This is a genomic window from Bifidobacterium sp. W8110 (assembly GCF_016101375.1).
Taxonomy (GTDB): domain Bacteria; phylum Actinomycetota; class Actinomycetes; order Actinomycetales; family Bifidobacteriaceae; genus Bombiscardovia; species Bombiscardovia asteroides.
Genome location: NZ_JACFQO010000001.1, coordinates 499,537 through 522,644, shown reverse-complemented (window position 1 = coordinate 522,644; position 23,108 = coordinate 499,537). Strand labels below are relative to the sequence as shown.

20 protein-coding genes and 1 tRNA gene are annotated in these 23,108 nt (G+C 60.6%); 4 read left to right on the top strand and 17 right to left on the bottom strand.

Annotation, left to right across the window (positions count from 1 at the left end; genetic code table 11):
• Positions 1-5: 5 nt before the first annotated feature.
• The 8 genes from H3T88_RS02205 to rpmE all read right to left on the bottom strand — a co-directional run bounded on the left by H3T88_RS02205 (position 6) and on the right by rpmE (position 8,246).
• Complete coding sequence (locus tag H3T88_RS02205; RefSeq protein ID WP_198203368.1) at positions 6-1,412, bottom strand: PIF1 family DEAD/DEAH box helicase; 1,407 nt, start codon at positions 1,410-1,412, stop codon at positions 6-8.
• A gap of 40 nt (positions 1,413-1,452) precedes the next feature.
• Entirely contained in the window at positions 1,453-2,154 is a 702-nt protein-coding gene (gene orn / locus H3T88_RS02200; RefSeq protein ID WP_198203367.1) for an oligoribonuclease, read from the bottom strand.
• A gap of 194 nt (positions 2,155-2,348) precedes the next feature.
• Positions 2,349-3,896 carry an IMP dehydrogenase gene (gene guaB, locus H3T88_RS02195; RefSeq protein ID WP_024626690.1) on the bottom strand — a complete coding sequence of 516 codons (1,548 nt, stop codon included), beginning with the start codon at positions 3,894-3,896 and terminating at the stop codon, positions 2,349-2,351.
• 66 nt (positions 3,897-3,962) lie between these two features.
• Positions 3,963-5,153, bottom strand: coding sequence for an MraY family glycosyltransferase (locus H3T88_RS02190; protein WP_198203366.1), 1,191 nt, complete (start codon positions 5,151-5,153; stop codon positions 3,963-3,965).
• Complete coding sequence (locus H3T88_RS02185) at positions 5,150-5,809, bottom strand: L-threonylcarbamoyladenylate synthase (RefSeq protein ID WP_232347063.1); 660 nt, start codon at positions 5,807-5,809, stop codon at positions 5,150-5,152. The genes H3T88_RS02190 and H3T88_RS02185 overlap by 4 nt, the downstream gene beginning before the upstream one ends.
• A gap of 76 nt (positions 5,810-5,885) precedes the next feature.
• On the bottom strand, positions 5,886-6,845 hold the full coding sequence (gene prmC, locus H3T88_RS02180) for a peptide chain release factor N(5)-glutamine methyltransferase (RefSeq protein ID WP_198203364.1): 960 nt from the start codon (positions 6,843-6,845) through the stop codon (positions 5,886-5,888).
• A complete protein-coding gene (gene prfA / locus H3T88_RS02175) occupies positions 6,842-7,930 on the bottom strand; it encodes a peptide chain release factor 1 (protein ID WP_198203363.1) in 1,089 nt (362 codons plus the stop codon). The genes prmC and prfA overlap by 4 nt, the downstream gene beginning before the upstream one ends.
• Positions 7,931-8,033: 103 nt before the next feature.
• Positions 8,034-8,246: a 50S ribosomal protein L31 gene (rpmE, locus tag H3T88_RS02170; RefSeq protein ID WP_015022244.1), complete on the bottom strand. Its 213-nt coding sequence runs from the start codon at positions 8,244-8,246 to the stop codon at positions 8,034-8,036.
• 206 nt (positions 8,247-8,452) lie between these two features.
• On the opposite strand from rpmE, the gene H3T88_RS02165 reads away from it, so the two are divergent.
• Complete coding sequence (locus tag H3T88_RS02165) at positions 8,453-9,226, top strand: (S)-acetoin forming diacetyl reductase (protein WP_198203362.1); 774 nt, start codon at positions 8,453-8,455, stop codon at positions 9,224-9,226.
• 88 nt (positions 9,227-9,314) lie between these two features.
• On the opposite strand, the gene H3T88_RS02160 is transcribed toward H3T88_RS02165, so the two are convergent.
• Entirely contained in the window at positions 9,315-10,526 is a 1,212-nt protein-coding gene (locus tag H3T88_RS02160) for a MalY/PatB family protein (protein WP_198203361.1), read from the bottom strand.
• Between the two features lie 141 nt (positions 10,527-10,667).
• Between H3T88_RS02160 and H3T88_RS02155 the strand changes: the two genes are divergently transcribed.
• Complete coding sequence (locus tag H3T88_RS02155; RefSeq protein ID WP_198203360.1) at positions 10,668-11,402, top strand: helix-turn-helix transcriptional regulator; 735 nt, start codon at positions 10,668-10,670, stop codon at positions 11,400-11,402.
• Between the two features lie 630 nt (positions 11,403-12,032).
• Here the strand turns inward: H3T88_RS02155 and H3T88_RS02150 are convergent.
• The 3 genes from H3T88_RS02150 to H3T88_RS02140 all read right to left on the bottom strand — a co-directional run bounded on the left by H3T88_RS02150 (position 12,033) and on the right by H3T88_RS02140 (position 14,531).
• Positions 12,033-12,106, bottom strand: a tRNA-Ile gene (locus H3T88_RS02150).
• A 70-nt stretch (positions 12,107-12,176) separates the two neighbouring features.
• Positions 12,177-13,805 carry a peptide ABC transporter substrate-binding protein gene (locus H3T88_RS02145; RefSeq protein ID WP_198203359.1) on the bottom strand — a complete coding sequence of 543 codons (1,629 nt, stop codon included), beginning with the start codon at positions 13,803-13,805 and terminating at the stop codon, positions 12,177-12,179.
• Positions 13,806-13,910: 105 nt separating this feature from the next.
• Positions 13,911-14,531 carry an ECF transporter S component gene (locus H3T88_RS02140; protein WP_332461006.1) on the bottom strand — a complete coding sequence of 207 codons (621 nt, stop codon included), beginning with the start codon at positions 14,529-14,531 and terminating at the stop codon, positions 13,911-13,913.
• Between the two features lie 310 nt (positions 14,532-14,841).
• Here H3T88_RS02140 and ettA point away from each other — a divergent pair, with 310 nt between their 5' ends.
• Complete coding sequence (ettA, locus tag H3T88_RS02135) at positions 14,842-16,518, top strand: energy-dependent translational throttle protein EttA (protein WP_101432710.1); 1,677 nt, start codon at positions 14,842-14,844, stop codon at positions 16,516-16,518.
• 38 nt (positions 16,519-16,556) lie between these two features.
• Positions 16,557-17,471 carry an acyl-CoA thioesterase gene (locus H3T88_RS02130; RefSeq protein WP_198203358.1) on the top strand — a complete coding sequence of 305 codons (915 nt, stop codon included), beginning with the start codon at positions 16,557-16,559 and terminating at the stop codon, positions 17,469-17,471.
• Between the two features lie 107 nt (positions 17,472-17,578).
• Here the strand turns inward: H3T88_RS02130 and H3T88_RS02125 are convergent, their stop codons facing one another.
• The 5 genes from H3T88_RS02125 to tilS all read right to left on the bottom strand — a co-directional run bounded on the left by H3T88_RS02125 (position 17,579) and on the right by tilS (position 23,102).
• On the bottom strand, positions 17,579-18,133 hold the full coding sequence (locus tag H3T88_RS02125; protein WP_101432712.1) for a DUF3180 domain-containing protein: 555 nt from the start codon (positions 18,131-18,133) through the stop codon (positions 17,579-17,581).
• Positions 18,130-19,212 carry a dihydroneopterin aldolase gene (locus H3T88_RS02120; protein WP_198203357.1) on the bottom strand — a complete coding sequence of 361 codons (1,083 nt, stop codon included), beginning with the start codon at positions 19,210-19,212 and terminating at the stop codon, positions 18,130-18,132. The genes H3T88_RS02125 and H3T88_RS02120 overlap by 4 nt, the downstream gene beginning before the upstream one ends.
• An 80-nt stretch (positions 19,213-19,292) precedes the next feature.
• Positions 19,293-21,407 carry an ATP-dependent zinc metalloprotease FtsH gene (ftsH, locus tag H3T88_RS02115; protein WP_198203356.1) on the bottom strand — a complete coding sequence of 705 codons (2,115 nt, stop codon included), beginning with the start codon at positions 21,405-21,407 and terminating at the stop codon, positions 19,293-19,295.
• Positions 21,404-22,006: a hypoxanthine phosphoribosyltransferase gene (gene hpt, locus H3T88_RS02110; protein ID WP_198203355.1), complete on the bottom strand. Its 603-nt coding sequence runs from the start codon at positions 22,004-22,006 to the stop codon at positions 21,404-21,406. The genes ftsH and hpt overlap by 4 nt, the downstream gene beginning before the upstream one ends.
• On the bottom strand, positions 21,993-23,102 hold the full coding sequence (tilS, locus tag H3T88_RS02105; protein ID WP_198203354.1) for a tRNA lysidine(34) synthetase TilS: 1,110 nt from the start codon (positions 23,100-23,102) through the stop codon (positions 21,993-21,995). The genes hpt and tilS overlap by 14 nt, the downstream gene beginning before the upstream one ends.
• Positions 23,103-23,108 lie beyond the last annotated feature (6 nt).

The window sequence follows — 23,108 nt, the reverse complement described above, 5'->3', positions numbered from 1 at the left end:
ACCCTTCAGAAAAGTTCGTCCTGGCTGAATTCGTCTTCTGGCTCCTGACCGACGGCGCGCTTGGTGAAGGACCCAGGACCCTCATCCTTCAGACGGGCGCAGGCCGCCTTGGACTCGGCCCTCAATCCCGCATCCAGAACGACGGCATCGGGAGAGACCAGGAAAGCGTGCTCATTGATGCCCGTCAGGTAGAGCCCATCCAGACTTTCCACACGGGAGAGGGCCACATAGCCCATCCCCGGCGCGAAGGTCCGTCTCAGATCCATGACCGCCCTGTCCAGGGTCATCCCCTGGGACTTATGAATGGTGATTCCCCAGGCACAGCGAAGAGGCACCTGGTTGACGGCGGCCAAGACCGTGTCCCCATCCATGGTCTCCCAGGCGGCAGGCTTCATGGTGACCACGTTGCCGTTCTGGAAGGAGACAATCGGCCATCCCCCCTTGGCCGAGCTGGTGAATCCGCTGACTGTACCTATAGAACCGTTGACATATTGATGATCCTGATCGTTGCGCAGGGCCATGACTGCGGCTCCGGTCTTCAGGGCCAGATCCTCGGGGGCCAGCATGTTCTTCTTCAGCCGCTCCACCAGCCTTGCCTCGCCCCGGGATGTGGCCTGGTAATGGTGGGCCTCTTCCTCGATGGATGCCAGGCGCTGATCGTTGAGCGTGTCGGCCTGCTTGTTGACCGGGAAGAGGTGGACCGCCACCTGGCCGGGAGCGGGCACTGCGCCCACACGGGTGGCCAGGACATCATGGTCCTCCTGGGTCACGCCACCCTCCCTGATGTCAGTCAGGACGGTCAACAGCTGGCCATCGTCCTGACGGTGCTGCTCGGTTAGATAACAAATGACCGGATCCAGGTCCTGCCAGACCAGTGATTCAGTGACGAACCCATCCGGGTCCTTGCCGGCCTGGGCGTAACGTTCCCGGGCAGCCTGGAATTCAGGGCTGGGCAGTATTCCTGCAGCCCGGTTGGACCGAGTCACGGGAGGCAGCTGAAAGAAGTCCCCGGAAAGAACCACCTGAATCCCTCCAAATGGTTCGGGGCTGTGGCGGACGGCCCTACAGGCCTGGTCCACCATGTCGAAGAGCCAGGCGTGCATCATGGAGACCTCGTCTATGACCAGGATGTCGGTGCCCTCGATTTGTCTGCGACGGCGGGTCTTGATCCGCTTCAAGAGCGATTCGGTCATGCAGGTGGCGATTCCGACACCGCTCCAAGAGTGGATGGTCTGGCCGTTGATGTGCGTGGCGGCGATGCCGGTTGAGGCGGTCACCGCCACAACCGCCCCGGCCTGACGAGCCTGGGCGACGAACTCGTTGAGCACAAAGGTCTTGCCCGACCCGGGGGCACCTGTGATGAAGGCATTGGCCCCCGCATTCAATATGGTCAAGGCTTCGGATTGCTGCATGCCTCCATGGTGCCACGTCAGAGGTACATGGCCACGCCCTTCAGTAGTCGGTCTTCTCAGGCTTGTTGGCATCCTCGACCGGATTGCCGGACTCTTCGTAATGGCGCAGCAGGCTGGTCTGCTCAATCTGTTCCGCACCGGCCTTGGACTGGGCCTGGTCGGGTCCGGGAGTCGGAAGGAAGAACATGGACCGGTAGTAGCGCAGTTCGTCCATGGACTCGATGATGTCGGCCAGGGCCCTGTGGCCGCCATGCTTGGCTGGCTTGTTCTTGTAGACGTCCGGGTACCAGCGGCGGGACAGCTCCTTGAGGGTGCTCACGTCGATGACCCGGTAATGCAGAAGAGCCATAAGGTCGGGCATGTACCTGTCGAGGAACTTCTTGTCGGAACCCACCGAGTTGCCAGCCAGATGGGCCTTGCCGTTCTTGGGCAGGAAGGGCTTGACATACTCGATCACCTGACGCTGGGCCTGTTCCAGGTCCAGGCCGGTCTTCATCTCCTCGATCAGGCCGGAGGAAGTATGCATCTTCCTGACGAAATCCCCCATATGGTCCAGGGCAGCCTGGGAGGGCTTGATGACCAGATCGATGCCCTTGTCCAGGACCTTCATGTTGAAGTCGGTGGGAACCACGGAGACCTCGCACAGCTCGTCATGGAAGATATCCAGACCGGTCATCTCGCAGTCTATCCAGATCATGCGGGATTCCTCCGCCGAGAAAGTCAGATCATTCTTATCGCTCATCTGTACGCCTTTCAGATCCGGGTTGCCTCCCGGGTCGCTCCTTCCGCCGCCTTGGACGGAACATTACAAGATACCGCCAGCACGTGACCGGCGAAGGATTAGCCAGCCCAGACGACCGGACCATGACTGACATGAAATATGCAATCGGCGCAGGCCCTGACAGGATCCTGCGCCGATCACCCGCCTATGTAGGCTCAGTTGTGGAATCCTGAGTAGTTCGGAGCCTCCTTGGTCATGACGATGTCATGGGGATGCGATTCACGCAGACCGGCATCGGTGATCCGAATGAACCGGCCCTTGCGCTGCAGTTCGGGAATGGTGCGGGCACCGGTGTAGAACATGGTCTGGTGCAGGCCGCCGACCAGCTCGTAGAGCACGTAGTTGAGCGGACCGCGGTAGGGCACCTCTCCCTCGACGCCCTCGGGCACCACCTTGTCGGAGCTGGTGACATCGGCTTGGAAGTAGCGGTCCTTGGAGTAGCTCTTCTTGCCACGCGGGGCCATGGCGCCCAGGGAGCCCATGCCCCGATAGACCTTGTACTGCTTGCCATGCAGGAGGACCTTCTCGCCAGGGGCCTCCTCAGTACCTGCCAGCAGACCGCCCAGCATGACCGAATCGGCCCCGGCCACGATGGCCTTGGCAATGTCCCCCGAGTAATGGATTCCGCCGTCGGCCACCAGCGGGATTCCTGCAGGCCGGCAGGCCAATGCGGCATCGTAGACGGCGGTCAGCTGGGGCACGCCCACGCCAGCCACCACGCGGGTGGTGCAGATGGAGCCAGGGCCCACACCGACCTTGACCGCGTCAACGCCGGCATCGATCAGCGCCTGGGCACCCTCGCGGGTGGCCACATTGCCGCCGATCACATCCACATGGTCGAAGGCATGATCAGCCTTGATCCTGCGAATCATGTCCAGCATGAGCTTGGCATGGCCATGGGCGGTGTCCACGACCAGAATGTCGACCCCGGCATCGGCCAGGGCGGTGATGCGCTGCCAGGCATCGCCGAAGAATCCGACAGCCGCGGCCACGCGCAGACGGCCGCGCTCATCCTTGGTGGCCTCGGGGTACTGCTCGGTCTTGACGAAATCCTTGACGGTAATCAGCCCGGTCAGCTTGCCCTCGCTATCGACCAGGGGGAGCTTCTCCACCTTGTACTTGGCCAGAAGCTGATGGGCGTCCTCCTTGGTGATGTTGGACGGACCGGTGATCAGATGGTCCTTGGTCATGATGTCGCTGACCTTGAGCCGGTCGAAGTCAGCGGGATTGACGAAGCGCATGTCGCGGTTGGTGATGATGCCCACCAGCCGCTGCCGACGGTCCACCACGGGCAGACCGGAGACCTTGTAGGTGGAGCAGAGCTTGTCCAGGTCGGTCAGCGTGGCATCCGGGGTGACGGTCAGGGGGTCGGAGATCATGCCGGACTCAGACCGCTTGACTATATCGACCTGATTGGCCTGATCTTCGATGCTGAGATTGCGGTGGAGGACGCCGATGCCGCCGTTACGGGCCATGGCCACAGCCATGGTGGCCTCGGTGACGGTGTCCATGGCAGCCGAAAGGACCGGGGACTTCATGGTGATGTTCCGAGTCAGCCGGGTGGTGGTATCTACCTCGGAGGGGATGACATCGGATTCATTGGGCAGCAGGAGGACGTCGTCATAGGCCAGACCGATTTTCTGGAAGGCGTCGGGGAGTTGAGTGTAGGAGGAGGGTTCGCTTTGTGGGTTTTCCATAGCCATAGCACCATGCTACAAGTGCTTCTTGACCGTTAACGGTACCGCGTCCGTACTATTTCATCCAGTGAGTCAGTCGTCCTCATCTTTATCGTGGCGGCTCTTGCGATTCCAGGGCGGTCTGGCTGCGTGCTGAGAGCCTTGGGCGGCAAGAAGGGCGTTCTCGCGCCTGATTTCGGGAAGACGCTGGCGGTAGTAGGGGTAGAGGGTGGCAAAGGTCAGCAGTATGGCGGCCAGAGCCAGACCAATCAGGACATATCGCAGACGGAAGAAAAGAATAAAGAGCGAGCCGAAGGCGATCAGGGCGGCCCAGCCCCAGAGAATAAGGACAGCGGAACGAACCGTGTGACCGATGCGCAGCATACGATGGTGCAGGTGCATGCGGTCGGGGTGCATGGGTGATTGCCCATGGCTGAGCCGCCGGACGATGGCCAGGCACATGTCCAGAACAGGCAGGAAAAGCACCAGGATGGGCAGAAGAATAGGCATGAAGGCCGGCAGATAGATGCTGGCATGAATGGTGGCTGGATCCAGTCGGCCGGTGACCACGATAGATGCGCAGGTGATCAGGTAGCCCAGCAGCATGGATCCTGAATCGCCCATGAAAAGCTTTGCCGGATGCCAGTTGTGCAGTAGGAATCCTACGCAAATGCCCACCATGGCCACGTCGATCAGGGTGGCCAGAGAGGCATAATCGGGCGAGATGCGGGCAATGATATAGGAGTAGATGGCGAAGGCAATGCCTCCGATGGCCACGATGCCTGCAGCCAGGCCATCCAGTCCGTCCACGAAGTTGACCGCATTGATGGAGGCCACGATCAGGAATGCCGTTATGGCCATGGACAGGCTGGGCGATGCCGCCACCAGGGATCCCAGCGGCAGGGAGATGATCTGGATTCCGCCCCAGGAGACGAAGACCGAAATCAGCAGCTGGCCGGCCAGCTTGAGCATCCAGTCCAGGTCCCAGAGGTCGTCGGCTATACCCAGCAGGCAGATGGCTACGGCCCCTGCAAGGATGACCCAGGCCTGATGTCCGGACTGGAAGAGGCCCGTTATGAAGGGGATACGGGAGGCGAAACACATGGCCACGGCAAAGCCGATCAACATGCCCAAACCGCCCATCCGAGGGGTGGGCACCTTATGTACGTCGCGAGCGCGGACCACACCTACGGCGCCGACCCGGATGGCGAGATGGCGAACCATGGGCATGACCAGCCAGGTGGCCCCGCCAGCGATGGCAGCAATGAACAGATATACCCTCACTGGCCCTCCCCTCCGCTGGAGCGGCCCGACAGAAGGGCCCGGACCCGGGCCTCACCGATTACGCCCTGCCGCAGCACATGTATCCCGTCAGGATCAGCCTTGTCCGCTGCCACCACCGTGCTGGCCACTGATCCAGGGGTCGGCCCCCCGTCCAGGTAAAGGTCGACGCTATCACCCAGCTCGGCTCTGGCCTGCTGGACGGTCTCCACGCTGGGATTGCCCGATCTATTGGCACTGGAAGCGGCCAAAGGTCCGGTCACCTGCAAAAGTGCCCGACAGATGGGCGAGTCAGGCACTCTGACGGCCTGGGTAGGACCATCGGGCTCCATCCGAGGGGTGCGCAGAGGGCAGGACTGCCCTACAAGGGCAATAGGTGAAAAAGGGCCCGGCAACAGGGCGTCGGCCAGGCGATCAAGAGGAGCAGACAGGCTAAGATCCAGTCGCTTCATGATCTCAACCCCATCCAACAGCACCTGGATGGACTTGGTCCTGGAACGGTGCTTGGCCTGGAAGAGCCGATCAATGGCCGCATCGTTGCATGGATCGCAGACGATGCCATAGACAGTGTCGGTAGGAATGACCGCCAGTCCACCTGCGGCCACCACCTGGGCCAGCAACTGCGGCGACCGACTGTCATAGGTCATCACCTGGCTCATACCCTGCATCACGACCTTTCGGCTCGACATGTTCATAAGACCAGCTACTAATCTATCCCAGGACCACGGCAGGCCGCTAGGAAGCAAAGACTGGCCGCCGGGCTGTCAGATAGCGGTCTCGACCAGCCAGATCCTGATAGGTGCGTGCCTCAAGATACCCCCGCTCCAATGCGGCAGCGACCATGGCCGGTCCCTGGGAGGCGTCATGCTCCATGACCAGCAGACCGCCGGGAGCAAGCAAAATCATGGCCCTGTCCAGAATGCGGCAGGGCAACAGGCAGCCGTCGGGCGAACCGCCATAGAGGGCCAGATCTGGATCCCAATCACGCACCTCGGGCTGGCTGGGAACCACATCCTTTGGGACGTAGGGCGGGTTGCTGATGACCAGATCCACCTGGGCATCCAGATCAGACAGGGTGACGGGATCCGTGGCATCGGCCAACAGCAGCTGATAGTCGGATCCAGCCTCTCGGATGGCAGACTCCTGAGCGACGGCGTTCAGCACGCCCCACCGATATGCCTGCTCGTCAACCTCCACGGCCCGGACCCGCGCTCCTGGAACCTCGGTGGCCAAGGACAGACCGATGGCTCCGCTACCGGAACACAGGTCCACTGCCAGTGGATGATCCACTCCGGCCAAGGCATCTACTCCCGCCTGGACCACCGTTTCAGTCTCAGGACGTGGAATAAAGACCCCCGGTCCCAGGCGTAGATCCAAATAACGGAAGTAAGCGTGGCCAAGGATGTACTGCAGGGGTTCGCGTCCGGCTCGCCTTTGCAGATAGGACCGATAACGTTCCAGGACAGTCGACTGAAAACCATCAGCCTGTCTGCAACCACCTTCATTCGTAAGCAGTTCCTGAGCAGTCCGGTCCAAAAGCAGAGCCTGATCCAGCTGGTGCAGGTCGCACCCCAAAGCATCGGCCAGGAGCAGCCTTGCATCATTGAGGGGAGTGGACACACCGGCCTGGGCCAGCAGGCGATGGCCCCCATCGACCAGTCCAGCCAGACTGGTCCCACGCTCCTGTCGGCTCACCCCTGTGAAGCCATTCTGCGGGCCTCGTCGGCCTGAATATCGGAATCGATGACGGCCTGCAGGTCGCCATCCAGTACCTGTTCCAGGTTGTAGGCCTTGTAGCCGGTTCGGTGGTCCACAATCCGGCTCTCGGGGAAGTTGTAGGTCCTGATACGCTCGGACCGATCCAGGGAACGGACCTGGGAATGGCGCATGTCGGCGGCCTGGGCAGCCTCCTCCTCGTGCTTCATGGCCAGCAGACGGGACTTGAGCACCCGCAGGGCAGCCTGACGATTCTGTATCTGGGATTTCTCATCCTGCATGGAGACCACAATGCCCGTGGGAATGTGGGTCATACGCACAGCGGAGTAGGTGGTGTTGACTGACTGTCCTCCCGGGCCGGAGCTCATGAAGATGTCAACCTTGAGGTCCTTGGTGTCGATCTCGATCTCGTCGTCGTCCTCGTCGGCCTCCGGGAAGACGATGACACCAGCGGCTGAAGTCTGAATGCGGCCCTGGGACTCGGTGACGGGAATGCGCTGAACCCGATGGACACCACCCTCATACTTGAGCGAGGCCCAGACACCGTCGGCCGGAGCCACCTGGCCGCGAGCGCGAATGGCCAGCTGGGCATCCTTGACCCCTCCCAGCTGAGTGCGGTTCTCGCTCATGATCTCGGTGGTCCAGCCTCGTTTTTCGGCATAACGCACATACATACGCATCAGATCGCCAGCGAAGAGGGCCGCCTCCTCGCCGCCGCTGCCGGCCTTGATCTCCATGATCGTGTCACGGCCGTCATCGGGATCACGCGGAATAAGAGCGGTACGCAGATTCTGTTCCAGATCAGGTATACGGTCAGCCATGGCCTTGGCCTCTTGCGCGAAGTCAGGATCCTCCCGTGCCATCTGTTCGGCCGCCTGGCTGTCTTCCAGGGCGCTTTGATAGGCCTGATAGGCTTCGACAATGGGAGCGAGCTCAGCATGTCTGCGGCCCAACTTGCGAATCTGCGCCGGATCTGAAGCCGTTTCGGGCTGACTCATCTGCTTTTCCAGGCGACCGTACTCCTCGACGGCAGCCACCGCCGCCGGAAACTGCTCCTCACTCATCTACACCCTTCCCGTCCGCTCATCCGCATGGTTCAAGTCATAAAAAACGCCAGTCCCCACCGGGCATAGCAGAGCGACCCGGAAGGGACTGGCGTTGGAAGTGCTACTTGGTCCTCTTGCCGTAACGGGCTTCGAACCGAGCCACGCGACCACCGGTATCCAGAATCTTCTGCTTGCCGGTGTAGAAGGGGTGGCAGTGCGAGCAGACATCAACCGTCATATGATCGCCGGGAGCGGTCGAACGGGTGATGAAGGTATTGCCGCACGAGCACGTGACCTCAACGGGATGATAATCGGGATGAATTCCCTGCTTCATGGTTACTCCTAGATCCAAGGGCCCCGGGTCGACCGCCCCTGTGGCGGACGTGAACCGGCAACCGCGTAATAGTCTAGCGCAACCCGAGGAGAATACGACCCCTTGCGCCACACGCCGAATCCACCAACCGGTGTGGCGAGCCGAGCTCCCTTTAGAATCAAACAGTCGGACTGATCGGCCCGGCATGGCAACAAAGGAGGGCAGCAATGCAGCAGGAAGTAGCGTTCGTTACAGGGGCAGCCCAGGGAATCGGCGAGGCCATTGCCCGCCGTCTGGCCAAGGATGGGTTCGCCGTGGCCGTGGCTGACATGAATACAGACAGGGCCCAGGCAGTGGCCGACTCCATCAATCAATCAGAGGGACGGGCCATTGCCGTCACCCTGGACGTGACCGACCGTGTCCAGGTGCGCTCGGCCGTCGAGAAGACCGCTACCACGTTGGGCGACTTCAACGTGATCGTCAACAACGCCGGCCTGGGGCCGACCACCCCCATCGAGTCCATCACCCCCGAGCTGTTCGACAAGGTCTACCACGTCAACGTGGCAGGAACCATCTGGGGCATGCAGGCCGCCGTTCAGGCCTTCCGCGACCGGGGCCACGGGGGCAAGATCATCAACGCCACCAGCCAGGCAGGCGTGGTGGGCAACCCCAACCTGATGCTCTATTCCTCCACCAAGTTCGCCATCCGAGGCCTGACCCAGGTGGCTGCGCGCGATCTGGCCAAGGAGGGGATCACCGCCAACGCCTACGCCCCCGGCATTGTCAAGACGCCCATGATGATGGACATCGCTCATCAGGTGGGGGTCAACGCCGGCAAGGATGACGAGTGGGGCATGTCCACCTTCTCGGACGGCATCGCCCTGGGGCGGCTTTCCGAGCCGGAGGACGTAGCCAATGCCGTAGCCTTCCTGGCCGGGCATGACTCTGACTACATCACCGGCCAGACCTTGATCGTGGACGGCGGCATGCAATTCCAGTGAGTCTCCCGCCAGACTTGGCTCACATATAATGGGCCCTCGCCGGTCGGCTCTGTCCGACAGCGCGGGCCCATGATCATTTAGAGATCATTCAGGCGTTGAAGACATACTTGTCCAGACGATCCATGGCTTCCTTGACACGGCTCAAAGGCAGGGCCAGGTTCATGCGGATGGCGCAGGGAGCCTTGAACTGCCGCCCGTCCTGGACGGCCACACCCACATCCCAGGCACGCTTCAGCAGCTGATCCAGGCTCAAATCGTGGTCCTTGCACCATTGCGTGCAATCAAGGAAGAGCATGTAGGTGCCCTGGGGCTTGGAAAGCACGACTCCCTGAAAATGCCGCCGGATGTAATCGTAGGCGTAGTCCACGTTCCCGGTCAAAACCTTCCGGAGTTCGTCCACCCACTCCTGGCCCTGAGGCTTGTATGCCCCTATCAGGGCATGCATGGACAGCACGTTCATGTCGTTGTAGTGGGCCTTGGACCCCTTGTCCACTATCCTGTCGCGCAGATACTTGTTGTAGATGATGTGGTAGGAGCCGACCAGCCCGGCCAGGTTGAAGGTCTTGCTGGGCGCGTAGAAGGCAGCCGTCCTGTTGCGGGCATCCTCGCTGACCGACTGGGTGGGGATGTGCTTGTTGCCTGCCAGGATCAGGTCTGACCAGATCTCGTCGGAGATGACCACGCAGTCGTTCTCCTTATATACCTCCATGGCCTTCTCGATCTCCCACTTCTCCCAGACACGGCCGCAGGGGTTGTGCGGGCTGCAGAAGACCGCCACATGGATATTGTTCTCCTTGAGCTTGCGGTCCATGTCCTCGAAGTCCATGCGCCAGACACCCTGCTCGTCCCTCTTCAAAGGACTGTGCACGATGTGGTAGCCGTTGTTCTCGATACAGGACGTGAAGCCGACATAGGTCGGACTGTGGAGCAATACTGCATCACCCGGCGCGGCAAAGGCGGTCAAAGTCGAGACGACACCACCCAGGACCCCGTTCTCATAGCCGATATCCTCGGCCGTCAGTCCCTCCACACCATTGCGGGTGCGCTGCCAGTTGATGATGGCATCGTAGTACTCGTCAGTAGGATTGAAATAGCCGAAGGCTGGATGCTTGGCACGCTCGATGATGGCTTCGGGTATGGTCGGCACCGTGGGGAAATTCATATCGGCCACCCACATGGGGATGACATCGAAGCCCTCCTTGGGAGGATCGGGGGCGAATCCGGGCTCGGCACCCAGACCGTCAACCGCAATGGCATCCTTGCCATGCCTATTCATGATGCTGGTGAAATCGTATGTCATAGTCAACCTCTCATCCCGTGCAGATGCGCTCGCAGCGACCTTCCGCCAGTCTACAGCCGTGGGCTCCATCCGAGTGTCTGCGTCCAATACCAGAGCAGCGATGGTACTATCTGGCTTTAGTCAGTGGATGGGGTGACCAGAATGAGTGCATCAAAACCTGTTTCATCTTCTCTACAGCTTTTCGTCCCGCTGGTGGATTTTCTGGGTAAAATTCTTGGCCCCAAGACGGAAGTAGTACTTGAGAACGTCAAGGATTTCTCGCATTCAGTGGTCGCCATCGCCAATGGCAATTTGAGCGGACGCGCTATAGGCAGCCCCGCCACCGACCTTGTCCTGCACATCTGGCAGAACCGCGAATACGACCGGCACGACTATTTGACCCATTACGCTGGCTACACCATCCAAGGGCATCCTGTGGTCTCCTCTACTCTTTTCGTGCGGAATTCCAGGGGGCGGGTGATAGGCTTTCTCTGCATCAATTTCGACAATTCCACCTTCCGACAGGCCAGCCAAGAGCTCAGGCGGGCTAGCTCTTATCTTGACGCTCTAGGACTGACCGGACCAGGTGCGGAACTGAAAGACGATGGGACCCCGCCAGAAGAACCGGCGGCCGAAACCGAGAGCGAACAATCGACCCGTGAAGTGCTCTCAGTCAACACAGACGAAGTGGTTACACATAATATCGCCGAGTTTGCCGCAGAGCTTGGTATTCCTCCGGCAAGGATGAACCGGCAGGAGCGGCTGCGGCTAATCACGCGCCTGGATGAGTCAGGGGTCTTCCTGGTCAAGGGCTCAGTGGACACGGTTGCCCGTGCTCTAGGGATCTCCTCCCCCAGCGTCTACCGCTATTTGCATACGATTCGCAATGCGGCTTGAGGCCCTGATCGGAGCACCTCGGCTCGCCCTGCTGAGCTTTGACACACCCCCTCCAGGGTGTATCATTGACAACAGATATACGGGGGACGTATACACGATGGACCTATAGGGGCTGAATTATTTTCAGTTCCAGAGGAGATGTACATGCGTATAGTTTCCCGGCATATGCCGACGGCTCCGACTCGAGCCCGTCCCGTATTCTTTTCCCTGATAAATTCTCATACTTAGCGGTTCTTCGGAAACGCTTCCGGATTATCGTGACATGCGTAGATCTTATGGCTGTCTACGGATGCACGCTTGGGGCACCGAGAAGTGGATATACACCGAGGGTGTTCTATGATCCGACATAAAAAACGCGCCTAGCTCTTTTCCCCCGGCTTACATGTGAAGCCATACATATTGCATCGGTGAATCATGGATGCTAGAGCTAGGCGGCGAGAGGATGGCCTCGACAATAGTCGGGGCTGTCCTTCTAATAAGACTATCAAGAAAGTTCGGGGCACAAAACCATGACCAGCCCACTGCAGTCGTTGAAGACACAGGTCAGTTTTGAGACAAAAACCTCGAACTCTTAATTCGTTCCATTAATAAAGCCCCCGGAACCTAGCAGGTTCCGGGGGCTTGCTTGTGTGGGGCCTCAGGGGCTTGAACCCTGGACCGAACGATTATGAGTCGTTTGCTCTAACCGACTGAGCTAAGGCCCCGCGCCGATCGTACCGGCCAGAGTCATGGTATCAAAACGGCTCGTCATCAGCCAGGTCCGGGCTGTCGGGCCTACTTGGTGATCTGGTTGTAGACAGGCAGACCCATGTATCCGAAAGGAGCCTGGCGAACCTGCTTGCCCGCCACCGCCGAGACCTTCCTGTACCAGAGCGGCAGCACCGGAAGATCCTTGAAGAGAACGGCCTCGGCCTGGCGGTAATCCTGCATGGCTTCGTCCTGGTCGGTCTTGGAGGCGGCACGGGAAAGGATGGCATCGTATTCCGCGCTCTTGTAGTCCCCATTGTTCAGACCCTTGCCATCGGCCTGGCTGGAGGCATATCCCTGAACCAAGTAGCCTTCGGGGTGGGGATAGTCCGAGGTGATGCCCGAATTGAAAATACTGTTGACCTGACGGTTATGAACTGCCGTATTGAATTCCTTGCCCGTCGGGAAGATATTCGGTTCCGTCTTGATGCCCAAAACCTGGGCGTACTCATGCAGAACAGCATCAACCCAGTCCTTGTCGGTCCCGTCAGCACTGTATGCGATGCGAAGCGTGCCCTCCCAGGGAGAGATGGCGTCAGCCGCCTTCCAAAGTCTGCGGGCCTGATCAAGGTCGTGGTTGAGTACTTCTTTGCCTTTGATGTCGGAGGCATTCCCCTTGATGGTTGGGGCAAGGAAATCAGTGGCCGGCGTAACTGAACCGGCAAAGACCTTGTCGGCTATTTTCGCGCGATCCAGGGCATATGACAGAGCCTTCCGGCGAAGGGCGCCTTCCTGACCCTGGAAATGCTTCAGACCTTGCGGGATGGTCAGGGAACGGAAGGCCGGCCCCGGCTTGATCAAGGGCTGCAAGCCCGTATCGGTACGGAAGGTTTTCAGACGGGAGACAGGAACCGTATCGAGCACATCCAGGTGGCCGGCTTGGACATCGGCATAGGCGGCATCAAGACTTTGGTAGTCCCTGAATTCCAGGCTTCCGTTCCGAGCCTTACGAGGCCCCTTGTATGCGGGATTCCTCTCCAGCTTGATTCCCTGATTGGGCACCCATGATTTGAAGCGGTAGGGCCCGTTCCCGATCGGTTTCCTGCCGAAGGCCTTGATGTCCTTGTAGGCGGATGCCGGCAGGGGAAGGAAAGCCACATCTCCCACCTTGTAGGGGAAGGAGGAATCAGGCTTGCTCATGGCCACCTCCAGGGTCAGGTCGTCAACCACCCGAAGACCGGATAGAGGGGCTTTGGGGTCGCCATGCTCATCCTGTACCTGATCATACCCGGCGATGGTCGAAAAAGCCGAGGCCCCCAGCTGTCCATTGGCCGCATTCGCCGCGAAGGACCAGGAATCCGCATAGGTCTTGGCGGTGATCTTCTCCCCATCACTGAAGGTGAGTCCTGGTTTGAGGACAATCGTGTACCGGCTGGCATCCTCATTGGGAGTAATCGATTTGGCCTCCACCAGCGTCTCTCCGCCTTTGGCATCGAAGGTGACCAACCCGTCAAAGAGCTGGGTGACCACCTTCCAGCCTGCAGTGTCGTTGGTGCTGGAGGGAATCAGGGGAGCCGTAGGTTCGACATTGTTGACGCTGATTGCGGCATGAGGGTCGATCCGGTCTTCTTGGGAAGCCTGGGAGGAGCTGCAGGCGCCCGCTGCCAGGATGAGCGGCAGCACCGCTGCCGCAATGTAGGAACGAAGCTTGGTCATGGTAGGACCCTTCCTGCCCGGTACGGGCCTTGTCACAGCTGCACAGCAAACACTTGGTCAATTAACATATGTTCAATACAGTCGGTTTGGCGAGGATGCCGATATTCAGACCTGCCTGACATCCCCCCCGGACGCAAGCCGATCCAGCGCACCGGTGCTGCCGATGGCCCGGAAGAGGAACCAACTGGTCAGTCCAGCCAGGACCACTCCGCTGATCAGTTCGCAGATGGTGCCGATGATCCCCCTCGGGCTGAGGAATGAGACCCCCTGATAGTAAAAGGCCAGGAGAAAAGCGTTATAGACCAGGGCTATCAGGATCCCCCCTAGGACGGTCGTTCCCAAGGTCCACCGACGGTAGCGGAATATTCCGAAGGCCAGTTCCGCGCAGAGAGCCTCTACGATGGCCTCCACCAAAATCATCGGCACGTTATAGGCATTGCCAGGCAGAATTTCGACCAGGACGCTGATGACGCCCACGTAGACGGCTGCGCCTGGCTTGCGCAGTATCAACAGGGACAGGGTACAGGGAAAGTAGAAGACCCCATGCAAAAGGGCCGCCGCCCCGGGAAGTAGGGCGGTCATGAGCGGGAATATCCACGAGGCGAGCAGGCTGGCCAACCAGTAGATCAACCCTGACACCGCACCCAGACCGGCTCCGACCGCAATGTCAAGCGGCCTCCAGCGCAACCGATGAGCTGTGGAAATCTGACCCTGCTGCTGTTTCACCGTGATTGATACTCCCTTACGACCGTCATAGAACGGACGGCCCGTTCCTCATGCGCACAGCGATAGTCCGGAGCCTGCCCATACCGGCAAAGGCCCGTCCGGCGTTCCTTGACCTGCGCATGCCGGGCGGGAACGTCGACTCAAGGCTACCCCGACCAAGGCGGCAGAACCAGGGTCTGGTCATAGGTGTTCTTTATAGGCGGCCATCCGCCTGCCTGACCCTGCTAATCAGCCCGGCGCATAAGTCAGAAGTTGCCACTACCATGAATGCAGTTTGCACTGTCTTTCTAAGGTTCTGTGAGGTAGCTTCTTGGCCGAATTCATTTATCAGATGATCAAGGCGCGCAAGTCCTTCGGCGACCGCGTCATCCTGGACGATGTGACCCTGAGTTTCCTGCCCGGCGCCAAAATTGGCGTGGTGGGCCCCAACGGCATGGGCAAGTCCACCCTGCTGCGGATCATGGCCGGCCTGGACACGGTCAGCAATGGCGAGGCACAGCTCACCCCCGGCTACACGGTAGGCATCCTTCAACAGGAGCCGCCGCTGGACGAGGACAAGACCGTTGGCGAGAACATTCGCATGGCCTTCGGCGACATCATGAGCAAGGTGGATCGCTTCAACCAGATCGGCGAGCAGATGGCCGACCCCAATGCCGATTACGATGCCCTGATGACCGAGATGGGCCAGCTTCAGGAGCAGATCGACGCCGCCAATGGCTGGGATCTTGACTCCCAGCTGGACCAGGCCATGGATGCCCTGCAGTGCCCCGACCCGGACACTCCGGTCTCGGTCATCTCTGGAGGCGAGCGCCGCCGGGTGGCTCTATGCCGGCTTTTGCTTGAGGCACCCGACCTGCTCCTGCTGGACGAGCCCACCAACCACTTGGACGCCGAGTCCATCCTCTGGTTGGAGCAGTACCTGCACACCTACAAGGGCGCCGTCCTGGCCGTGACCCACGACCGGTACTTCCTTGACAACGTGGCCGAGTGGATCTGCGAGGTGGACCGTGGCCACCTCTACCCCTACCAGGGCAACTACTCCACTTATCTGGAGACCAAGGCCAAGCGTCTGGAGGTCCAGGGGCAGAAGGATGCCAAGCTGGCCAAGCGGCTCAACACCGAACTGGAATGGGTCCGCTCCTCCCCCAAGGCCCGTCAGGCCAAGAACAAGGCCCGCCTGGAGCGCTATGAGCAAATGGAGAACGAGGCCCGGAACAACAAAAAGCTGGATTTCTCCGAGATTCAGATTCCGCCGGGGCCCCGCCTGGGCTCCAAGGTGCTGGAGGCCGAGCACATCCACAAGGCCTTTGGCGACCGCGTCCTGATCGACGATCTGAGCTTCACCCTGCCTCGAAACGGCATTGTGGGCGTCATCGGCCCCAATGGCGTGGGCAAATCCACGCTCTTCAAGACCATCGTGGGCCTGGAGCCACTGACATCGGGCTCCTTGGAAGTCGGCGACACGGTCAAGATCTCCTACGTGGATCAGAACCGCGAGGGCATCGACCCCAACAAGAACCTCTGGGAGGTGGTCTCCGGAGGGCTGGACTTCATCGAGGTAGGCGGCGTCGAAGTGCCCACCCGCGCCTATGTGGCCTCCTTCGGCTTCAAGGGCTCAGATCAGCAGAAACCGGCCGGTGTCCTGTCGGGCGGCGAGCGCAACAGACTGAACCTGGCACTCACCCTCAAGCAGGGCGGCAACCTACTCTTGCTGGACGAGCCCACCAACGATCTGGATGTGGAAACCTTGGAGAGCCTGGAGAACGCCCTGTTGGCCTTCCCCGGATGCGCTGTGGTCATCTCCCACGACCGCTGGTTCCTGGACCGGATCGCCACCCATATCCTGGCCTGGGAGGGCACGGATGAGAACCCGGCCTCCTGGTATTGGTTCGAGGGCAACTTCCAGGCCTACCAGGAAAACAAGGTCAAGCGTCTGGGCGAGGAGGCCTCCAGGCCCCACCGCATCCACCGCAAACTGACCCGCTGAACGAATACACCACAAGGGATTGAGGGCCGAGGAGAAGCATGAGCACCGAGGATGGAGCACTGGCCCAGGCCATCGCTGGGCTGAACCTGCAGGAGCAGCAGCCCGACGATGGCCGTTCCCGTTTTCTGGGCAAATCGCTGGACTTCCCCACTGGCCGCCTCTATGGAGGCCAGCTGCTGGGCCAGGCCATCATGGCCGGCGGTCGAACCGTGCCCGAGGGTCGTCTGCCCCACTCGATGCACGCCTATTACCTGCGTACCGGGCTCCTGGAGCAGGACGTTCAAGCAGAAGTCGAGACCATCCGTGATGGACGTTCTTTCTCCTCCCGACGAGTTGATCTGCATCAGGGGGAACGGATCATCCTGAATGCCATGCTCTCCTACCAACAGGTCGGCCAGGAGGGCATCCGCTATGCCGACCCCATGCCGACGGGGCTGCCTGACCCGGAGGACCTGCCTGGCTCCCGGGAACTGATGGAGCCCTATGCTGATCAGTCCTCTTTTGCGGACTACTATGCCCATCAGAGCCCCTTCGATATGCGTCACGTCGGCGGCACGGTCCTGCTGGATGATGCAGAGGAGGCAGGGAACAGGGATTCCGATGATGACAGCAGGAGTCGCCAGGCCGTTTGGAGCCGCACCCAGGGAAGAGCCGACCTGGACCCACTGATGCGCCGAGCCCTGCTTGCCATGGAATGCGATCAGATCATGATGGAGCCTGCCCTGCGCTGTGCCGGGCTGAGCATGACCACCCCGGGGATCTCCTTCGCCTCCATCGACCATGCCATGTGGTGGTATCAGGATCTGGACCCCTGCGACTGGCACTGCTTTATTCAGGAGTCCCCCGTGGCCGACCACGGACGCAGCCTGTGCATGGCTAAGGTCTACAACCGCCAGGGTGACCTAGCTGCCTACATGGTTCAGGAAGCAATGATCAGAGTACCCAAAGACTGAGCGCTCACTAGGTCATCGTGTATTGTACCCAAGCAGGGGATCACCAGTGAGGTCGACAGCGGGCCGACTTGCTTCAGAAATTTCTCAGCAATGGCCTTGAAGGCTGGTCAGTGACGCTTTTCACTGGAATCGGCCTTTACCTCCGCTCTTTCAGCGGTATCGGCCGCATCGGCCATGGGTCTGCGTGAGGACTTGCGTCGATCCGGGTTCTCAGGACCGTCATCTGGGGGCAGTTGACAGAGCCACTCCCCAACAGCTCCCGCCACCACATCGAGCAGACAGACCAGGGAGGCGACCAGGCACTCCTGCATGACCCGCGTGTAATAGGGCGCGGCTGCATGGCCCATGCTGATCAGGGCCTGACTGCCGTACCAACCCAAGAGGGCGGCGCAGGCAATGCCCATAGCCTTGCTCATGATCAGCACGTTGACCGCGAAGCGCAAATCCATCTGCTTGCGGTCTCCCTTGGCGTAGCGGTGCACCTGGAAGGCCATGATCAGAATGGCTACCCCCAGCAGGAAGAGCAACACGCTGACTAGCCAGGGAACTCCCATGAGGTCCGTCCTGGTGGACATGCCCAGTTCCGAGATGCCGGCGCCTCCCATCAGCCCAAGGACAAGGGCGACCAGATAGTGCACAAGCGGCGTGCGGCGGGCCCTCATGACAGCCCGTCCAGAATCCAGTCTTCCGAAACCAGGCTGATGCGGTCACGGTCAGGAGCACGGTTGGCCAGGCTGGCCAGGCAGGATCCGCCAGCACCAGGCAGGCAGTGTTCAGGCTCCAAATACGCCCAAGGAGTCACAATGCGCGAGGGAGCATCGGCGGTCAGCAGAGGCGGACGGTCCTGGGAAGACAGCAGCGAGCCGTCCGAGGTTTCCACCTCCACCACATCGGCATCCAGCCCGCCCATCTGTCTGATAGGAGCTGCCACCATGTCTAGAGCCGACCGCAGCTCCTCCAGATTCAGCGGCGTTTGCAGAATAACCACGGCCGATAGACGCTGATCCCCCTGATCATCCCGGTAGGCGTACAGGGGCGAGATGCCGACCAGCTGACTGCCGGGTATCCCGTCCAGAGCCGCCAGAGCACGGAGCATAGTCAACCGGTCGGTTCCCGATGCTCCCTCCAGCGCAATAACATCACGCATCAGAAGACCCTGTGGCTTGGCACCCTCAACAGGCGACTGACTGGGCGCTTCGCTATCGTTCTCCGGATCCGAGGGCAAGCCGTTCTGCGTGGAGAAGGTCACAGGGTGACGCAGCCGGGCCCGTGCCGCATGGCCGGCATCAGCCTGACCAGACAGGAGGAAGGAGGGATGCCCTAAAGCAGCATTCCCGCTGCCGATGACTCGTCCAGATTCCATGCTGGCCGGGTTGCCTTCCACCTGATCGTCGGCCGCACGCTCAAGGGTGACGCCCACCTGAAAATCGACCCCTGTTCCCTGGTCGGCACCCAGACGTGTGACCGTGACCCGGGTGCGGCGGATCTGGTGGGAGAGCAGGATGGCATCAGCCACCTTGGCGGTCAGAGATTCCAGAATCTCATAAGCCGGTTCGTTTTGAATCAGGTTGACAACCCGACGGACGATCTGCACATAGTCCACGGTCTGAGTACCGTCGTTGAGCCTGCCTGCCTCACTCAAATCCAGATAGAGAACGGCATCGACCTGGTAGCTGAACCCAGGCTTCTGCTGGTCGTGCAGGGGTGCGACCTTGATGGAGCTCAAATGGATGGAATCCATGATGTACGCTCCTCCCTCGCCTTGGAACATTCGATGCCGCACAGCCCGGAATCATATACTTCACCGGGCCGATTCGGAATTCAGTGCTGGTCCTCTGTGGACGACCCGTTCACGCTGCGCCTGAGCTCCTCAGGGATCTCCACAGGGGGCTGCTCGGAGTCCGGCCGATCCGGCGCAGACAGCCAGAGCTGGCGCTCGGGAGCCTTGCGCAAGCCAGCGAAGACCGCAGCCAGCTCGTCCTTGTTCAGGGTCTCCTTGACCAAGAGCTGCCGGACAAGCTCGTCCAGCACGTCACGGTTCTCAGTGATGATCCGCCAAGCCTCTTCGTGAGCCGTCTCGATAAGATTGTGGACTTCCTCATCGATGGCCTCGGCCGTCTTCTCGGAGTAGTTGTGCGGCTTCAGGGCATCGAGTCCGGCATCCTGGTCATTCTCATCAGCCCACTTGATGGCACCCAACTTGGAGGAGAATCCGTATTGCAGGACCATCTGCCGGGCTATGCTGGTGGCCTTCTCGATGTCATTGGAGGCGCCAGTGGTCGGGTCATGGAAGACCACCTCCTCCGCCACGCGGCCGCCCATGGCATAGGCCATCTGGTCCAGCAGTTCGTTGCGGGACTGCGAGTAACGGTCTGTGGTGGGCATGACCGCGGTGTAGCCCAGGGCCCGCCCGCGAGGCAGAATGGTCACCTTGGTGACCGGGTCGGTGTGGCGCAGGGCCGCAGCCACCATGGCGTGGCCGCCCTCATGGTAGGCGGTATTGCGCATCTCGGCCAGAGCCATGCCCTTGGTCCGCCGCCGAGGTCCGCTCAGCACACGGTCGATGGCCTCGTCGATGGCCCGGTTGTCGATCAGCTGGGCATCTGAACGTGCTGTCAGCAGGGCAGCCTCGTTGAGCACGTTGGCCAAGTCGGCACCGGTGAAGCCGGGCGTCCGCACGGCCACAGTGTGCAGATCCACGTCAGGCACGAAAGGCTTGCCCTTGGCGTGGACCTTGAGGATGGCTTCACGGCCCTCAAGGTCGGGGGCTTCCACAGCCACCTGACGGTCGAACCGGCCAGGCCTGAGCAGGGCCGGATCCAGGATGTCGGGACGGTTGGTGGCTGCAATGATGATCAGGTTGGTATCGTTGTCGAAGCCGTCCATCTCGACCAGGAGCTGGTTCAGGGTCTGCTCGCGCTCGTCGTGGCCGCCGCTCATACCGGAGCCGCGCTTACCGCCCACTGCGTCGATCTCGTCGATGAAGATGATGGCCGGCGCATTCTTCTTGGCCTCGTCGAACAGGTCACGCACACGGGAGGCACCCAGACCGACAAACATCTCGACGAAGTCGGAGCCTGCCATGGAATAGAAGGGCACACTGGCCTCGCCGGCGATGGCCCTTGCCAGCAGGGTCTTGCCGGTTCCAGGGGGACCATAGAGCAGGACGCCACGTGGTATGCGGGCACCCAGAGCCTTGTACTTGGAAGGATCCTTGAGGAACTCCTTGATCTCCTCCACCTCCTGGACAGCGGCCTCCTCGCCGGCCACGTCCGAGAACTTGGTCTTGGGGGTCTGCCCGTCGTTGAGCCTGGCGGAGTTCTTTTTGCCGCCCATCCCGAACATGCCGCCCCCGGCAGCCGAGGACATGCGCGAGAGCAGGAACCAGAAGACCCCCAGAATGATCAGCATGGGCAGGATGGAGGAGATCAGGTAGCTCATCATGCTGGTCTGCGGCACCACCGAGTTGTACCCCTCGGAGGGCTTGGCCTTCTCGACGGCCTTGACAACCTGCTCCCCCTGGGCCTCCACGTAGTAGAACTGCACGTCCTTGCCGAAGTTCTTGGAGGTGCGGTTGCCACGGAAGCCAGGTACATCCTTGACGAAGTCGCTATTGAGCTTGAGCTCGACCACCTGCATCTTCTCGGTGATCTCTGCCTTCTTGACCATGCTGCTGCGGTCGTTCAGCAGCTCCAGGCCATCCTGCGTGTCGATGGTCTGCGCGCCGTTCTGGCTGCTGAAGAAGCCGAAGATGGCCAGGATGATGACCACGGCCAGAATCCCCCAGAGCCAGGGGGAACGCCAGAAGGAGCGGTTGCCCCCGTTGGGCCCAGAACCGTTGTTGCCCAGGTTGAAGTTGAAGGGGTTGTTGCCCTTGTCCCCGTTGTCCCTGCCTCCATTGGGCGGACCCTGCTGCGGTCCCTGCGAGTAGCTCATGACTGCTCCCCCTGATCCTGATGATCCTGTTCCTGGGTCGGGTCCATGTATTCTTCGGACCTGAGTACGGCTATCGAGTCAAGATTACGGTACTGCTCGTCGTAATCCAGCCCGAAGCCCACAACAAATTCGTCGGGTATGGCGAACCCTGGATACTTGACATCCACCTCGACCTCGTGTCGGGAGGTCTTGTCCAGCAGAGTGAAGATCTCCACCGATGCGGCCCCTCGCTCCTTGAGATGCTCTACCAACCAGTGCAAGGTGTAACCGGAATCGATAATATCCTCAACAATCAGAATATGCCGTCCGCGCACATCGCAGTCCAAATCCATCCTGATGTCCAGGTCCCCCTTGGAAACGCTGGTCTTGCCTGCCGGATAGCTGGAAATGCTCATGAACTCTATCTGAACCGGAATGGTGACGGCCTGTGAGAGGGCGGCAAGTGTGTTGAAAGCCCCCTTGAGCACGGCCAGCATGATCGGGTTCTTGTCCCTGTAATCCCGACTGATCCGCTCAGCCGTCCGATTGATCAGCTCCTCTATCCGTTCCTTGGACACCAGTTCATGGTCGATATGGGATTGAATATCAGCGATGCGCATGATCTCCATCATTGCATATGAGAATGACTTGACCCTTACGGATTGCTGTATAGGAGCTGGGAAAGCGGGGACCCTTCTGGCCGTGCCATCGGCAGACCAAATCATCCAAGGCACGGACCTGCACGGCCGTGAACCGAATGCCCAGCTTGGACAGCACCTGGGCCAGCAGGCGGGTGCGCAGAGCCGGGTGACAGTCGGCCAATCCGTGGGCGTCCAAGCAGGCCAGCACCCCCTTGGCCCTCTGGTCCGAGTCAGGGCGGGCGACCAGCCGCTGGAACAACCCATCCACCTGGGTGTCCAGATAATCCTGATCCATACGGGCCATATCCGCACCTAGCGCCAGACGACGAACCATGTCCCGGCCAGCGAAGCGATTCAAGGCGGGCAACAGGTCATGGCGGATCCGCGAGCGCAGCGGCAGCGTCTCGGGAAGCGCGGTATCAGTCGGCCGATCATCGCCGTTGGTGGGGTCGTCCCACCAGACGATCCCCTGCTGGCGGCAAATGGCCGTGGTGTCCTTCCGATCCAGGTCAAGGAATGGCCGCAGGTAACGCATTCCTCCGCGCTCCACACACCGGGCCATGCCGGTTATGGCCTCCAGCCCCTGAGAGCGAATCAGGCCAATCAGCACCGTCTCGGCCTGATCATCACGGGTGTGCGCCAGAAGAACGGCCCTGGCGCCCAACTCTAGGGCCTGCTGGGAGAGGGCCTGATAACGGGCTGCACGGGCATCGGCCTCAGGACCAGCCGAAGTGACGGGTACATCCACTCTGGTGACGCGGACCGGATTCAATCCCAGCCTCCGGCAGGTTCCAGCTGCGCGTTCGCTGATACGATCCGAACCAGGCGCCAGACCATGATCAATCAGCAAGGCCCCACACCGCAGCCCGGTCATATCGGCCACCAGGTGGGCCACACAGGCCAGGGCCAGGGAATCCCGGCCTCCCGAGCAGGCCACCAGAATCAATGGGGCATCCGGATCGGGCCGATGCATCCCATGATGAGCGAACCGCTGATCCTGCAGTCCCAGATCCTCCCGGTCCAGGGTCGAACGCAGGAGCCCAACCGCCTTTTTCATTGCCGCTGAATAGACCATGGTCCA